The 13,112-nt window shown below is 73.2% G+C and carries 14 protein-coding genes; 13 read left to right on the top strand and 1 reads right to left on the bottom strand.

Annotated features, from left to right (window positions below; translation table 11 throughout):
- The first annotated feature begins 126 nt into the window (after positions 1 to 126).
- The 12 genes from ABD350_RS11410 (at position 127) to ABD350_RS11355 (ending at position 11,450) form a co-directional block, all read left to right on the top strand.
- The gene (locus tag ABD350_RS11410; RefSeq protein ID WP_344347802.1) at positions 127 to 546 is read left to right on the top strand and encodes an NADH-quinone oxidoreductase subunit A; all 420 of its coding nucleotides are present in this window, start codon (positions 127 to 129) and stop codon (positions 544 to 546) included.
- Positions 537 to 1,142 carry an NADH-quinone oxidoreductase subunit B gene (locus tag ABD350_RS11405; protein ID WP_344347801.1) on the top strand — a complete coding sequence of 202 codons (606 nt, stop codon included), beginning with the start codon at positions 537 to 539 and terminating at the stop codon, positions 1,140 to 1,142. The genes ABD350_RS11410 and ABD350_RS11405 overlap by 10 nt, the downstream gene beginning before the upstream one ends.
- On the top strand, positions 1,139 to 2,455 hold the full coding sequence (locus tag ABD350_RS11400; RefSeq protein WP_344347800.1) for an NADH-quinone oxidoreductase subunit C: 1,317 nt from the start codon (positions 1,139 to 1,141) through the stop codon (positions 2,453 to 2,455). The genes ABD350_RS11405 and ABD350_RS11400 overlap by 4 nt, the downstream gene beginning before the upstream one ends.
- Positions 2,452 to 3,420: a complex I subunit 1/NuoH family protein gene (locus ABD350_RS11395; RefSeq protein ID WP_181797013.1), complete on the top strand. Its 969-nt coding sequence runs from the start codon at positions 2,452 to 2,454 to the stop codon at positions 3,418 to 3,420. Before ABD350_RS11400 ends, ABD350_RS11395 begins: the two co-directional genes overlap by 4 nt.
- Positions 3,421 to 3,972: a NuoI/complex I 23 kDa subunit family protein gene (locus ABD350_RS11390; protein ID WP_344347799.1), complete on the top strand. Its 552-nt coding sequence runs from the start codon at positions 3,421 to 3,423 to the stop codon at positions 3,970 to 3,972.
- Positions 3,969 to 4,547 (top strand): NADH-quinone oxidoreductase subunit J family protein, encoded by a 579-nt coding sequence (locus ABD350_RS11385; protein WP_344347798.1) that lies wholly within the window; start codon positions 3,969 to 3,971, stop codon positions 4,545 to 4,547. The genes ABD350_RS11390 and ABD350_RS11385 overlap by 4 nt, the downstream gene beginning before the upstream one ends.
- A complete protein-coding gene (nuoK, locus tag ABD350_RS11380; protein ID WP_344347797.1) occupies positions 4,547 to 4,927 on the top strand; it encodes an NADH-quinone oxidoreductase subunit NuoK in 381 nt (126 codons plus the stop codon). The genes ABD350_RS11385 and nuoK overlap by 1 nt, the downstream gene beginning before the upstream one ends.
- A complete protein-coding gene (locus ABD350_RS11375) occupies positions 4,924 to 6,918 on the top strand; it encodes an NADH-quinone oxidoreductase subunit 5 family protein (protein WP_344347795.1) in 1,995 nt (664 codons plus the stop codon). The genes nuoK and ABD350_RS11375 overlap by 4 nt, the downstream gene beginning before the upstream one ends.
- Positions 6,919 to 6,924: 6 nt before the next feature.
- Positions 6,925 to 8,499: an NADH-quinone oxidoreductase subunit M gene (locus ABD350_RS11370; RefSeq protein WP_344347793.1), complete on the top strand. Its 1,575-nt coding sequence runs from the start codon at positions 6,925 to 6,927 to the stop codon at positions 8,497 to 8,499.
- Positions 8,496 to 10,013, top strand: a complete 1,518-nt coding sequence (locus ABD350_RS11365; protein ID WP_344347791.1) for an NADH-quinone oxidoreductase subunit N — start codon at positions 8,496 to 8,498, stop codon at positions 10,011 to 10,013. Before ABD350_RS11370 ends, ABD350_RS11365 begins: the two co-directional genes overlap by 4 nt.
- Positions 10,014 to 10,200: 187 nt before the next feature.
- Positions 10,201 to 11,061, top strand: a complete 861-nt coding sequence (htpX, locus tag ABD350_RS11360) for a zinc metalloprotease HtpX (protein ID WP_344347790.1) — start codon at positions 10,201 to 10,203, stop codon at positions 11,059 to 11,061.
- Positions 11,058 to 11,450: a YccF domain-containing protein gene (locus ABD350_RS11355; protein WP_344347789.1), complete on the top strand. Its 393-nt coding sequence runs from the start codon at positions 11,058 to 11,060 to the stop codon at positions 11,448 to 11,450. Before htpX ends, ABD350_RS11355 begins: the two co-directional genes overlap by 4 nt.
- 40 nt (positions 11,451 to 11,490) lie before the next feature.
- On the opposite strand, the gene ABD350_RS11350 is transcribed toward ABD350_RS11355, so the two are convergent.
- The gene (locus ABD350_RS11350) at positions 11,491 to 12,744 is read right to left on the bottom strand and encodes an APC family permease (protein WP_344347788.1); all 1,254 of its coding nucleotides are present in this window, start codon (positions 12,742 to 12,744) and stop codon (positions 11,491 to 11,493) included.
- 88 nt (positions 12,745 to 12,832) lie between these two features.
- Here ABD350_RS11350 and ABD350_RS11345 point away from each other — a divergent pair, with 88 nt between their 5' ends.
- Positions 12,833 to 13,099: a GlsB/YeaQ/YmgE family stress response membrane protein gene (locus ABD350_RS11345; protein ID WP_344347787.1), complete on the top strand. Its 267-nt coding sequence runs from the start codon at positions 12,833 to 12,835 to the stop codon at positions 13,097 to 13,099.
- The last annotated feature ends 13 nt before the right edge of the window (positions 13,100 to 13,112 follow it).

Genomic DNA, 13,112 nt, shown 5'->3' with positions numbered 1-13,112 from the left:
GCGTGCGTACAGATCCTCGAATCACGAGGCATCACGGTGCACTGCATCACCACGGTGGATCACCACCACGGGGAATCACCACGGTGAATCATCACGGTCACGAGGTCAGGGAGCGAGGGACGGACGGTGCGGGAGACGTTGACGGACTCGACGGTCGCCGCGGGGCACGTCGTCGCGGCCGGTTACTTCCGGTCCTACTCGGTGGTCGGGCTGCTCGCGCTCGTCGGCGTGCTGTTCGTCGCGGTCGCCTTCGGCGCCGGCCGCCTGCTGCGCCCGGTCGTGCCGACACCGGAGAAACTCCTGACCTACGAGTGCGGTGTCGACCCCGTCGGCGAGGGCTGGGCCCACACCCAGGTCCGCTACTACGTCTACGCCTTCCTGTACGTGATCTTCGCGGTCGACTCGATCTTCCTGTTCCCCTGGGCGACGGTCTTCGCCGCCCCCGGCTACGGCGCGGCGACCCTGGTGGAGATGTTCGTCTTCCTCGGTTTCCTCGCCGTGGGCCTGCTGTACGCATACAAGAAGGGCGTCCTGGCATGGACGTGAACCCGGACCCCGTTCTCCTGCCCGAGCCCAAGCGGCTGGGGGCGCTGGCACGGCTGGCGCCCGAGCCGATGAAGGTGGTCCTGAACTGGGGCCGCCGCTACTCGCTCTGGGTGTTCAACTTCGGCCTCGCCTGCTGCGCGATCGAGTTCATCGCCGCGTCGATGGCCCGCCACGACTTCATCCGGCTCGGCGTCATCCCCTTCGCGCCGGGCCCCCGCCAGGCCGACCTGATGGTGGTCTCGGGCACCGTGACGGACAAGATGGCCCCGGCCGTCAAGCGCCTGTACGAGCAGATGCCCGAGCCGAAGTACGTCATCTCCTTCGGCGCGTGCTCCAACTGCGGCGGCCCCTACTGGGACTCCTACTCCGTCACCAAGGGCGTCGACCAGATCATCCCGGTGGACGTCTACGTCCCCGGCTGCCCGCCGCGCCCCGAGGCGCTGCTCCAGGGCATCCTCAAGCTCCAGGAGAAGATCGCCCGCGAGTCGCTGGGGGAGCGGTACGGCGACGGGCCCGCCGCCCGGCCGTCCGCCGCGGCCCTCCAGAGCGGCCTGGTCCGGCCCCCGGCGCCGGCCGGTGAGGAGGGCCCGCGATGAGCACGGCCGCCGGCTGGCTGCCCGCCCCCGCCGAGGAACTCTTCGGCCCGGACGCCACGGCGGAGGAGTCGTACGACCTCCTGACCGTGGACGTACCGCCGTCCGCCTGGCTCACCGCCCTACAGACGGCCCGTACGGCCCTGGCCTGCACCTACTTCGACTGGCTGAGCGCGGTCGACGAACCCGGCACGGGCTTCCGGGTCGCCGCGCACGTCGTCGCCCTGCACCCGGTCCGCCGCCTCCTGGTCCGTACGACGGTCCCGCACGACGCGCCCGTCCTGCCCTCCGCCGTCGGCGTCTACGCGGGCGCCGCCTGGCACGAGCGCGAGACCCACGAGATGTTCGGCGTCGTCTTCGAGGGCCACCCGGGCCTGGAGCACCTCCTGCTCCCCGAGAACTTCGAGGGCCACCCCCTCCGCAAGGACTTCGTCCTCGCCGCCCGTGTCGCCAAGGCCTGGCCGGGCGCCAAGGAGCCGGGCGAGTCCGAGCACGGTGGCCCCAAGCGCCGCCAGATGCTGCCGCCCGGTGTCCCCGACCCCAACGAATGGGGACCCCTGAAGGGTCAGCTCCCCCCGGCCCCGGCCCGCCCGGCCAGAGCGGCGGCCGGCCGCACGGCAGCCGCCCGCACGGCAGCCGCCCGCGCGGCAGGCGACCGCCCGGTACGGCGCACCCGCTCGGCAGCGGAGGGTTCGGCGAGCCAGGCGGCCGCGCCGGACGCCGCCGCACCGGGTACGGACGCCGCCGCACCCGCGCGGCCCCGCCGGATGCGCAGCGCGAGCGAGGGTTCGGCGAGCCAGACGGCCCCGGGGGCTTCCCCTGCGGAGGGCACCGCCCCGGATACGGCGCCGGGTGCCGCCGCTCCCGCCCGGCCGCGCCGGATGCGCAGCGCGAGCGAGGGGTCGGCGAGCCAGCAGGCGGCCCGGACCGAGGACGCGGCCCCGCGCAAGGAGGCCGCTGCCGAGGGCGATGCCACCGGGGCGGCGGCACAGGGCCCGACGGAAGGCCCGGCCGCCGAGGCCTCGGCGGCCTACGAGCCCGGCCCCACGCCCGGCCCGGCGCGTCGCGCCCGCAGCGCCTCGGAAGGTTCGGCCTCCCAGCGCGCCCGCGCCCCGCGCAGCTCGGACGCCCCCTGGCACCACGCCCGCCCGGCCTTCGACGAGCCGCAGCCCGCCCCGGAACCGGAACCGGAACCCGCACCGGAACCGGAGGCGAAGGGCGAGCGGCAGGCATCGCGGCCTGAGCCGGACGACACCGGCACCCGAACTGACACCGGCACCGACTCCGATACCGATTCCACAGGAGGCCCGCAGTGAACGACGTACTGGACGTCGCCCTGCGACTCCTCGTCGTGTTCGCCGTCTTCCTCACCTTCCCGCTGATCGTCGGCCAGACCGAGCACAAGGTGATGGCCCATATGCAGGGCCGCCTCGGTCCGATGTACGCGGGCGGATTCCACGGCTGGGCCCAGCTGATCGCCGACGGCGTGAAGTTCGCGCAGAAGGAGGACGTGGTCCCGGCGGGCGCCGACCGCCGTGTCTTCCAGCTCGCCCCCGCCGTGGCCCTGCTGCCGTACCTCCTCGTCCTGCTCGCCATCCCGATCGGCCCGGGCGAGGGCGCCGTCGGCCAGGTGCTCGACGCCGGCGTGTTCTTCGTCCTCGCGGTGATGGGCGTCGGCGTGCTCGGCTCGCTGATGGCCGGCTGGGCCAGCGCCAACAAGTTCTCCCTGCTGGGCGGCCTGCGCACGGCCGCCCAGCTGCTCTCCTACGAACTGCCGATGCTGCTGGCTGCGGCCTCCGTCGCGATGGCGGCCGGCACCGTCTCCCTGCCCGGCATCCTGCACGCCTTCCACTGGTGGTGGCTGCCGTGGCAGATCGTCGGCGCGGTCGTCTTCTTCGTCGCCGGACTCGCCGAACTGCAACGCCCGCCGTTCGACATGCCGGTCGCCGACTCCGAGATCATCTTCGGCGCGTACACCGAGTACACCGGACTGCGCTTCGCCCTGTTCCTGCTCGCCGAGTACGCCGGCATCGTCGTCCTGTGCGGCCTGACCACCGTCCTCTTCCTCGGCGGCTGGCACGGCCCGTGGGGCGCCGACGGCCTCGGCTGGGTCTGGACCCTGCTGAAGACCGCGATCCTCGCCTTCCTGGTGATCTGGCTCCGCGTGACCTACCCGCGGCTGCGTGAGGACCAGCTCCAGAAACTGTCCTGGACCCTCCTCGTCCCCCTCTCCCTCGCCCAGATCGCCCTCACCGGCATCGTCAAGGTGGTGATCTCCTAAATGGCCCCCATTCCCGGCTCCGGCCTCGCCAAGGGCCTGGCCGTCACCCTGCGCACGATGACGAGGAAGTCCGTCACCGAGCAGTACCCGGACGCCCTGCCCGAGCTGCCGCCCCGCACCCGCGGGGTGATCGGGCTGTTCGAGGAGAACTGCACGGTCTGCATGCTGTGCGCCCGCGAGTGCCCGGACTGGTGCATCTACATCGACTCCCACAAGGAGACCGTCCCGCCCGCCGCCCCCGGCGGCCGGGAACGCAGCCGCAACGTCCTCGACCGGTTCGCGATCGACTTCTCCCTGTGCATGTACTGCGGTATCTGCATCGAGGTCTGTCCTTTCGACGCGCTGTTCTGGTCCCCGGAGTTCGAGTACGCCGAGACCGACATCCGCGACCTCACCCACGAGCGGGACAAGCTCCGCGAGTGGATGTGGACCGTGCCGGCCCCGCCCGCCCTGGACCCCGGCGCCGAGGAGCCCAAGGAGATCGCCGCGGCCCGCAAGACCGCCGAGAAGCTGGCCGCCGCGCAGGCGCAGCCGGGGGAGGGCACGGCATGACGCTCGCCCAGGCCCCGCACGGCTTCCTGTCCCCGACCGGCGTCGAGATCGCCTTCCTGCTCGTCGGCCTGGTCACGCTCGGCGCCGCGCTGGTCACCGTCACCACCCGGCAGCTGGTGCACGCCGCCCTGTGGCTGGTGGTCGCGCTCGGCGGCCTCGCCGTGGAGTACCTGCTGCTCACGGCCGAGTTCATCGCCTGGGTGCAGGTGCTGATCTACGTCGGTTCCGTCGTCGTCCTCCTGCTGTTCGGTCTGATGCTCACCAAGGCCCCCATCGGCCGCTCGCCGGACGCCGACTCCGGCAACCGCCCGGCCGCCCTGGCTGTCGCGGTCGCCTCCGCCGTCGCCCTGGTCTGGGTGGTCGTGGACGCCTTCCGCACCACCTGGATCGACCTGGACGGCCCGGCCGGCGGCACCACCAAGGTCACCGGCGCCAGCCTGTTCCGGCACTGGGTGCTGCCGTTCGAGGCCCTGTCCGTGCTGCTCCTCGCCGCCCTGGTCGGCGCGATCGTGCTGTCCCGCAAGAACAAGGCCGACGCCGCGCCCGCGGCCCCCGGGAAGGAAGGCGCCCGCTGATGCACCTCGCCTATCCCGCCGTACTCTCCGCCCTCCTGTTCTGCACCGGCCTGTACGGCGTCCTCGCCCGCCGCAACGCGATCCTGGTCCTGATGTCGGTCGAGCTGATGCTCAACGCCGTCAACCTCAACCTGGTCGCCTTCGACGCCTGGCTCGGCCGGACCGCGAACGACACCCTGCACTCCGGCCAGGCGCTGACCCTGTTCACCATCGCCATCGCCGCCGCCGAGATCGGCATCGGCCTGGCCATCGTGCTCGCGGTGTACCGCAACCGCGGCACCTCCGACATCGACAAGCTCCGCGACACCGCCGAGGGCCCCGACGCGGAAGGCCCCGACAGCGATCACCCCGCGGCCGAGAAGGCTGAGGCCACCGCGTGACCACGACCACTCTCGCCGTCCTCGTCCCCCTCCTGCCGTTCCTGGGCGCCGCGGCCGGCCTGCTGCTCGGCCGCACCGCCCCCGGGTTCGTCCGCCCGCTCGCCGTGCTCCCGCCGCTGGCCTCGCTGGTCCTGGCCGCGCTGGTCGCCGTGCGCCAGGGCGGCGGCGCGGCCGTGGACGCCCACACCGAGCTGACGCCCACCGGGTCCGTGCCCATCGAGCTGGCCCTGCACATCGACGGTTTCGCCGCGCTCGTCGCCGTCCTGGTCGCCTGCGTCGCGTCCTGCGTGCAGATCTACTCCACCGGCTATCTGCGCGACGACCCGCGCTACCCGTCGTACGCCGCGCTCGTCTCCCTGTTCACCTCCGCGATGCTCCTGGTCGTCTACTCCGGCGACCTGATCGTGCTGCTGGTCGGCTGGGAAGTGATGGGCATCTGCTCCTACTTCCTGGTCGGCCACTACTGGGAGACCCCCGAGGCCCGCGCCGCCTCCCTGAAGGCCTTCCTGGTCACCAAGCTCGGCGACGTGCCGTTCCTGATCGGCCTGTTCGCGCTGGCCGGCGACGCCGGGTCGTTCCGGCTCACCCGGATCCTCGGCGCCGTCACGAGCGGTGGCATCGACCACCCCACGCTGGTCGCGCTGCTGCTGCTCGCGGGCGTCGCGGGCAAGTCGGCGCAGTTCCCGCTGCACACCTGGCTCCCGGACGCGATGGCGGGCCCGACGCCCGTCTCCGCGCTGATCCACGCCGCGACGATGGTCGCCGCCGGTGTCTACTTCATCGCCCGTCTCCTCCCGCTGTTCGAGGCCTCCCGGGCCGCGATGGCGGTCCTCGCCGTCATGGCCGCCGTCACGATGGCCGGCTCCGCCCTCGCCGCGCTCGCCCAGGACGACATCAAGCGCGTCCTCGCCTACTCGACCATCGGCCAGCTCGGCTATATGACCGGCGCCCTCGCCGTCGGCGACCGCGGTGCCGCCGTCTTCCACCTCCTCACACACGGCGCCTTCAAGGCGCTGCTGTTCCTCGCGGCCGGTGTGGTCATCCACGCCGCCGGCACCAACTCGCTGGCCGCCATGTCCCGCATGCGGGGCCTGCGCGACCGCGTACCGGACGCCTACTGGACGATGACCGTGGCGCTGCTCGCGCTCGCCGCGATCCCGCCGTTCAGCGGCTTCTTCTCCAAGGAGTCCGTCCTCGGCGCCGCCGAACACGTCACCCAGGGCCACACCGCGCACGCCCCCGGCGCGGCCGGCTGGATCGTCCTGGTCGCCGGGCTCATCACCGCGCTCCTCACCGCGGCGTACGCCGCCCGGCTGTGGCTGCTGGCCTTCCGCGGCCGGGGCGCCGAGGCCCCCGACCACGGGCCTCAGCCGCTCACCATGAACGCCGTGCTCTGGGTCCTCGCGATTCCCTCCCTCGCCCTCGGCGGGCTCGCCTACCGCGTCCTGCCCGACTGGTTCGACGGCCGCGACCTGACCCCGACCCCGCTCACCTCCATCCTCGGCACGGGCCTCGCCCTGGTCGGCGGGCTGCTCACCTACGGCGCCTGGCAGCGCACCACCGCGCTCGCCGCCCGCTCCCCGCTGGGCGCGGTCGCCGCCCACCCCGAGGCCGACGCCGGACTGGTCGAGGCCGAGGCCATCGCCACCCACCGGCCGGCCTACGGCGACCTCGCCCACGCGCCCGACCCGGCGGACCCCGCACGGCTGCTGCTCGGCCCGCTGCACCGGCCCGCCGCGGCGGGCTTCCACCTGGACGCCGTGTACGCGGCGCTGTTCGTCCGCCCGGTCCAGGCCGGGGCGAGCCTCGTCCGGTTCCTGGACCGCGAGGTCGTCGACACCTACGTGCACGGCGCCGCCGCCCTGCCCCGGCTGCTCGGGGCCGCCGTACGGCGTGCGCAGACCGGCAATGTGCAGACCTATGTGAGCGCGCTGCTCGCCGGCACCGTCGTCCTGGCGGTCGCCGTCCTCCTCGTCGCCACGGGAGCGTGAGCAGGCGTGATCGATATCAACGAGTCCGTGATGCAGTTCCTTCTGGCATTCGTCGTCGTCGGCCCGCTCCTCGGCGCCGTCGCCGCGCTCCTTCCGGCCCCGCCCGGACTGAAGGGGAAGTCGCCGGGGCAGGCCGTGCTGCGGCACGGTGTGACCGTCACCGGCGCGATCCTCATCGCCGCGATCGTCCTCGCGCTCGGCTTCGACCACGACCATCCGTCGAAGACGCAGGCCACGACCGACATCAGCTGGATCCCCGCACTCGACGTGCGGATCCACCTCGGCATCGACGGCATCTCCCTCCCCCTTCTGGTCCTGACCGCGCTGCTGACCTTCCTCTGCGCGCTCTACTCCTACTTCAAGCCGCCGGCGGGCCCGGCCCCGAAGGCGTTCGTCGCGCTCCTGCTCCTGCTGGAGTCCGGCACCCTCGCCACCTTCGCCGTGCTCGACCTGCTGCTGTTCTTCCTCGCGTTCGAGATGGTGCTCATCCCGATGTACTTCCTCATCGCCCGGTGGGGCGGTGCGGGCCGGACCCGGGCCGCGTGGAAGTTCATCCTGTTCACGCTGCTCGGCTCCGTGGTCATGCTGCTCGGCCTGCTCCTGATCGGGATCAAGGCGGGCACGTTCGACATGGTCGCACTCGCCACTGACAACGGCCGGTCGCTGACCACATCCGTGCAGGTCATCGCCGTTCTGGCGATCGGGATCGGGCTCGCGGTGAAGACGCCGATGTGGCCGCTGCACAGCTGGCTGCCCGACGCCCACACCGCCGCGCCGACCGTCGGCTCGGTCCTGCTGGCCGGCGTCCTGCTGAAGATGGGTACGTACGGTTTCGTCCGGATCGTCCTGCCGGTCGCGCCGGACGGCTTCCACACCTTCGCGCCGTACCTCGCCGCGTTCGCCGTCGTCGGGATCGTCTACGGCTCCCTGGCCTGCCTCGCCCTCGCCCGGCAGGGCGCCAAGGGCGACCTCAAGCGGCTGATCGCCTACTCCTCCGTCGGCCACATGGGCTTCGTCCTGCTCGGCATCGCCAGCACCACCCCGACCGGCGTGAACGGCGCCCTGTTCGCCAACATCGCCCACGGTCTCATCACGGGCCTGTTGTTCTTCCTGGTCGGCGCGCTCAAGGACCGCACCGGCAGCACCGACCTGGACACCCTCGCCGAGGAGACCGGCGCCGCCCTGTACGGCAGGGCCCCGCGCCTCGGCGGCCTGCTCGCCTTCGGCGCGGTCGCCTCCCTCGGCCTGCCCGGCCTCGCCGGGTTCTGGGGCGAGATGCTCGCCCTGTTCGGTTCGTTCCGGCCCGCCGCGGGCCTCAGCCGGCCGGCCTTCCTCACCTTCATGGCGATCGGCGCGTTCGGCACCCTGCTGACGGCCGCGTACATGCTGATCGTGGTCCGGCGCGTCTGCATGGGCGGCACCGACCGGGAGGCGGTGAAGCTCGCCGACGTCCACGGCTACGAGTTCGCGGCCTGGACCCCGCTGGTCGCCCTCACCGTCCTCGCCGGACTGTGGCCGGGGGCCCTGCTCGGCCTGACCGACCCGGCCGTGCAGCAGCTCCTCGCAGGAGGCACCCGATGAGCGCCCAGCCGCTTGCCGAGTCGCTGGTCCAGTCCGTCGACTGGCTGGCGATCGCCCCGCCCACCCTCGCGGCCGTCGTCGCGCTCGCCGTCCTCGTCGCCGACCTGTTCGTGCCCGAGCCCCGCAAGGCCGTGCTCGGCTGGGTCTCGGTCGCCGGACTCGCCGCGGCGACCGCGCTGCTGCTGCCCCTGCTGGACGGCGACCGCGGCACCTTCTGCACCGACGCGCCCGCGCGCGCGTGCAGCTACACCGCCGACCACTTCACCCTGGTCGTCCAGTTCCTGGTGCTCGGCGGCGCCCTGCTCGCGGCCCTGCTGTCCGTCACCCACCTGGACGACGAACGGCGGCGCGTCCCGGCGGGCGAGTTCTGGTTCCTGCTGCTGTCCTCCGCGGCCGGCGCCGCCCTGCTGCCCGCCTCCCGCGACCTGGCCACGCTGATCGTCGCCCTGGAGGTCGCCTCCCTGCCCGCGTTCGCCCTCGTCGGCATCCGGCTCGGCGACAAGCGCTCCGCCGAGGCCGCGCTGAAGTTCTTCCTGTCCTCGGTCACCGCCACCGCGGTCAGCCTGATGGGCATCAGCTTCGTCTACGCCTCCACCGGCACCCTCTACCTCACCCAGGTCGCCCAGCGCCTGACGCACGTCGACGGGCAGCTGCACACCCTCGCCCAGGCCGGTGTCGTCCTCACCCTCGTCGGCTTCGCCTTCAAGACGGCCGCCGCGCCCTTCCACTTCTGGGTGCCCGACACCTATGTGGGCGCGCCCCTGCCCGTAGCCGCCTATCTGTCGGTCGTCGGCAAGGCGGTCGGCTTCTCCGGCCTGATCCTCGTCACCGTCGTCGCGTTCCCGTCGTACGCCGACGTCTGGGGGCCCGCGCTCGCCGCCCTGGCCGCCCTCACCATGACCGCCGGCAACGTCGCCGCGCTGCGCCAGCGGGCCACGCGCGCGTACAGCGCCGTACGGCTGCTCGCCTGGTCCTCCGTCGGCCAGGCCGGCTATCTGCTGGTGCCGATCGCCGCCGCCGGATACACCAAGGACGCCGAGCGGGCGATCGGCTCCACCGTCGCGTACGCCCTGATGTACGCCGCGGTGAACCTCGGCGCCTTCGCCGTGGCCGCCCTGGTGGGCCGCGGCCGGGCGCTGAACCGGATCGCCGACTACCGGGGCCTGTACGCCACCAACCCGCTCAGCGCGCTGCTGCTGGCCTTCTTCCTGCTGTGCCTGGCCGGGCTGCCGCCGGGCGTCATCGGCCTGTTCGCCAAGGTCACCGTGTTCTCGGCGGCCGTCGACGCGGGCCTCGGCTGGCTCGCCGTCGTCATGGCCGGCAACGTCGTGATCGCCCTCTTCTACTACCTCCAGTGGACGGCCCTGCTGTTCCGCGCACCCGAGGGCGAGCCCGTCCGGCACCGGGTCCCGGCCCCCCTCACGGCCGCGCTCGCCCTCACCGCAGTCCTCGGCGTCGCCCTGTCCGGAGCGCCCCAGCTGGTCCTGCGTTTCGCCGCCGGCGGACTGTTCTAGGAGTCGTAACGCGCGCGCGGGGCACCCGTGCCGCTCCGCGCGCGCCGCCGAAAGGGCACGTCACCCGTTCGGCCGGGGCGGGCGGCCGCAGGCGCGCGGGAACTTGTGGACCCCGCCCGCCGTTGTCGGAAGCGGGAGGGTCCACTGGATCAGAGTGTTCCCAGCAGCACGACTTGGAGGGCGCACCGTGCACCGCCGGCACAACGGGCTCAGGACGGCCGTACTCCTCGGGGGGCTGTCCGCACTCATCATCGTCATCGGCGGCTTCTTCGGCCGCCCCGGGCTGATCATCGCCGTCCTGGTCGCGCTGGGCACGAACGCGTACGCGTACTGGAACAGCGACAAGCTCGCGCTGCGCGCGATGCGCGCCCGTCCGGTCAGCGAGTTCGAGGCCCCGGCGCTGTACCGGATGGTGCGGGAGCTGTCCACGCAGGCCCGCCAGCCCATGCCCCGGCTGTACATCTCGCCGACGGAGGCGCCGAACGCCTTCGCCACCGGCCGCAACCCGCGCAACGCGGCCGTGTGCTGCACCGAGGGCATCCTGCGCCTGCTGGACGAGCGCGAGCTGCGCGGCGTCATCGGCCACGAGCTGAGCCACGTCTACAACCGGGACATCCTCATCTCCTCGGTCGCCGGAGCGCTCGCCTCCGTGATCATGTTCCTGGTGAACTTCGCCTGGCTGATCCCGGTCGGCCGCTCGGACGACGACGAGGGGCCCGGCCTGTTCGGCATGCTGCTGATCATGATCCTCGGCCCGCTCGCCGCCTCGCTGATCCAGCTGGCCATCAGCCGCTCCCGGGAGTACGAGGCGGACGCCTCCGGCGCCCAGCTCACCGGCGACCCGCTGGCCCTCGCCAGCGCCCTGCGCAAGCTGGAGACGGGCACCAAGCAGCTTCCGCTGCCCCCCGAGCCCCGGATCGAGACGGCGAGCCACATGATGATCGCCAACCCCTTCCGCCCGGGCCAGGGGATGTCCAAGATGTTCTCCACGCACCCGCCGATGGCGGAGCGCATCGCCCGCCTCGAAAGGATGGCAGGACAACAGTGAAGACCATCCTCAACGTCATCTGGCTCGTCCTGTCCGGCTTCTGGCTGTTCCTCGGCTATCTCCTCGCCGGCGTCCTGCTGTGCGTCACGGTCATCGGCATCCCCTTCGGCATCGCCGCCTTCCGCATCGGCGTCTACGCCCTGTGGCCCTTCGGGCACACCACGGTCGAGCGGCGCGACGCGGGCGCCCCCTCCTGCGTGGGCAACGCGCTGTGGCTGATCCTGGCCGGCTGGTGGCTCGCGCTCGCCCACATCGTCACCGGCATCGCCCTGTGCGTCACGGTCATCGGCATCCCGTTCGGCATCGCCAACTTCAAGCTGATACCGGTCTCCCTGCTGCCGCTGGGCCGCGAGATCGTCCCCACCGACCGGCCGTTCGCCGCCCGCTGAGCACACCGCCGTACGCCCCGCCGGGCGCCGTGGAGGGGCCTCAGGCCCCGTGCCGGCCCGCCCGCCACCGCCGGGCGCCGTAGGCCGCCGCGCCCAGCGCGAGTACGCCCGCGCCGACGGCCACCGAGACCGGCGGCAGCGCGAACGCCAGCGCGGCGCAGCCCAGCAGTCCCACCGCGGGCACCACGCGGGCGCGCGGGGCCGCGCTCAGCGTCCAGGCCGAGGCGTTGGCGACGGCGTAGTAGGCGAGCACACCGAAGGACGAGAAACCGATCGCGCCGCGCACGTCCACCGTCGCGGCCAGCACGGCGACCACCGCGCCGACCGCCGCCTCCGCCCGGTGCGGCACCCGGAACCGCGGGTGCACGGCCGCCAGCGCGCCCGGCAGATGTCCGTCGCGGGCCATGGCGAGCGTCGTACGGGACACCCCTAGGATCAGCGCCAGCAGCGAGCCCAGCGCCGCCACCGCCGCCCCGGCCCGCACCACGGGCACCAGCCCCGGCGCCCCGGCCGCCCGCACCGCGTCGGCCAGCGGCGCCGCCGCGTGCCCGAGCCGGTCCGCGCCGAGCACGCCGAGCACCGCGACGGCCACGGCCGCGTACACCACCAGCGCGATCCCCAGGGCCAGCGGGATGGCCCGCGGGATCGTGCGGGCCGGATCGCGCACCTCCTCCCCGAGGGTGGCGATCCGCGCGTACCCGGCGAACGCGAAGAACAGCAGCCCGGCCGCCTGGAGCACTCCTCCCGGGCCCGCCGCCGGGCCGGTGCCCAGCCGCCCGGCGTCCGCCCGCCCCGAGGCCAGGCACACCACCACCACGGCCGCGAGTACGGCGAGGACGACGGCCACGATGCCCCGCGTGACCCACGCCGACTTCTGGATCCCGCCGTAGTTCACGGCGGTCAGCGCCACCACGGCGGCGACCGCCACCGCGTGCGCCTGCCCCGGCCACACATACGCGCCCACGGTGAGCGCCATGGCGGCGCAGGAGGCCGTCTTGCCGACCACGAAGGCCCAGCCGGCCAGATACCCCCAGAAGGCGCCCAGCCGCTCCCTGCCGTACACGTAGGTGCCGCCGGAGGCCGGATAGCGGGCGGCGAGCCGGGCGGAGGACAGCGCGTTGCAGCAGGCCACCACGGCGGCGAGAGCGAGCCCGGCGAGCAGCCCGGACCCGGCCGCCCGCGCGGCGGGCCCCGGCGCGGCGAACACCCCGGCGCCGACCATCGCCCCCAGGCCCACGATTACGGCGTCCCGCACGCCCAGGCTGCGGCGCAGACCGGCATCCGTACGTGTCATGCGCCGCACCCTACTGAGTGCGGCAACCGTCGGACGACCCGTCGGCGTCTTCCTCCTCGACACAGCGCGGAAGGGCAGGTTTCACGGCATGGGCATCATCAGCTGGATCATCCTGGGACTGCTGGCCGGAGCCATCGCCAAGGTCCTGCTGCCGGGCCGCGACCCCGGCGGCTTCATCGGTACGACCCTCATCGGCGTCGCGGGCGCGTTCCTCGGCGGCTGGATCTCGGCGCGCTGGCTGGACCACCCGATCACCAAGGACTTCTACGACGGCGCGACCTGGGCGGCGGCCATCGGCGGTTCCCTGGTGCTGCTGATCGTCTACCGCATCCTGTTCGGCAACTCCCGCGACTGACCGCGTCCGGACG

Origin of the sequence: Streptomyces nogalater, from assembly GCF_039532885.1 — a bacterium.
In the GTDB taxonomy this organism is placed as follows: domain Bacteria; phylum Actinomycetota; class Actinomycetes; order Streptomycetales; family Streptomycetaceae; genus Streptomyces; species Streptomyces nogalater.
Note: the sequence above shows the minus strand (reverse complement) of the source record. Positions and strands in the feature narration are given on the sequence as shown.

Coding starts and splice junctions, on each gene's coding strand:
- ABD350_RS11390 (WP_344347799.1), top strand. CDS start 3,421: ATGGCCCCCATTCCCGGCTCCGGCCTCGCCAAGGGCCTGGCCGTCACC.
- nuoK (WP_344347797.1), top strand. CDS start 4,547: ATGCACCTCGCCTATCCCGCCGTACTCTCCGCCCTCCTGTTCTGCACC.
- ABD350_RS11365 (WP_344347791.1), top strand. CDS start 8,496: ATGAGCGCCCAGCCGCTTGCCGAGTCGCTGGTCCAGTCCGTCGACTGG.
- ABD350_RS11345 (WP_344347787.1), top strand. CDS start 12,833: ATGGGCATCATCAGCTGGATCATCCTGGGACTGCTGGCCGGAGCCATC.
- ABD350_RS11385 (WP_344347798.1), top strand. CDS start 3,969: ATGACGCTCGCCCAGGCCCCGCACGGCTTCCTGTCCCCGACCGGCGTC.
- ABD350_RS11350 (WP_344347788.1), bottom strand. CDS start 12,744: ATGACACGTACGGATGCCGGTCTGCGCCGCAGCCTGGGCGTGCGGGAC.
- ABD350_RS11400 (WP_344347800.1), top strand. CDS start 1,139: ATGAGCACGGCCGCCGGCTGGCTGCCCGCCCCCGCCGAGGAACTCTTC.
- ABD350_RS11405 (WP_344347801.1), top strand. CDS start 537: ATGGACGTGAACCCGGACCCCGTTCTCCTGCCCGAGCCCAAGCGGCTG.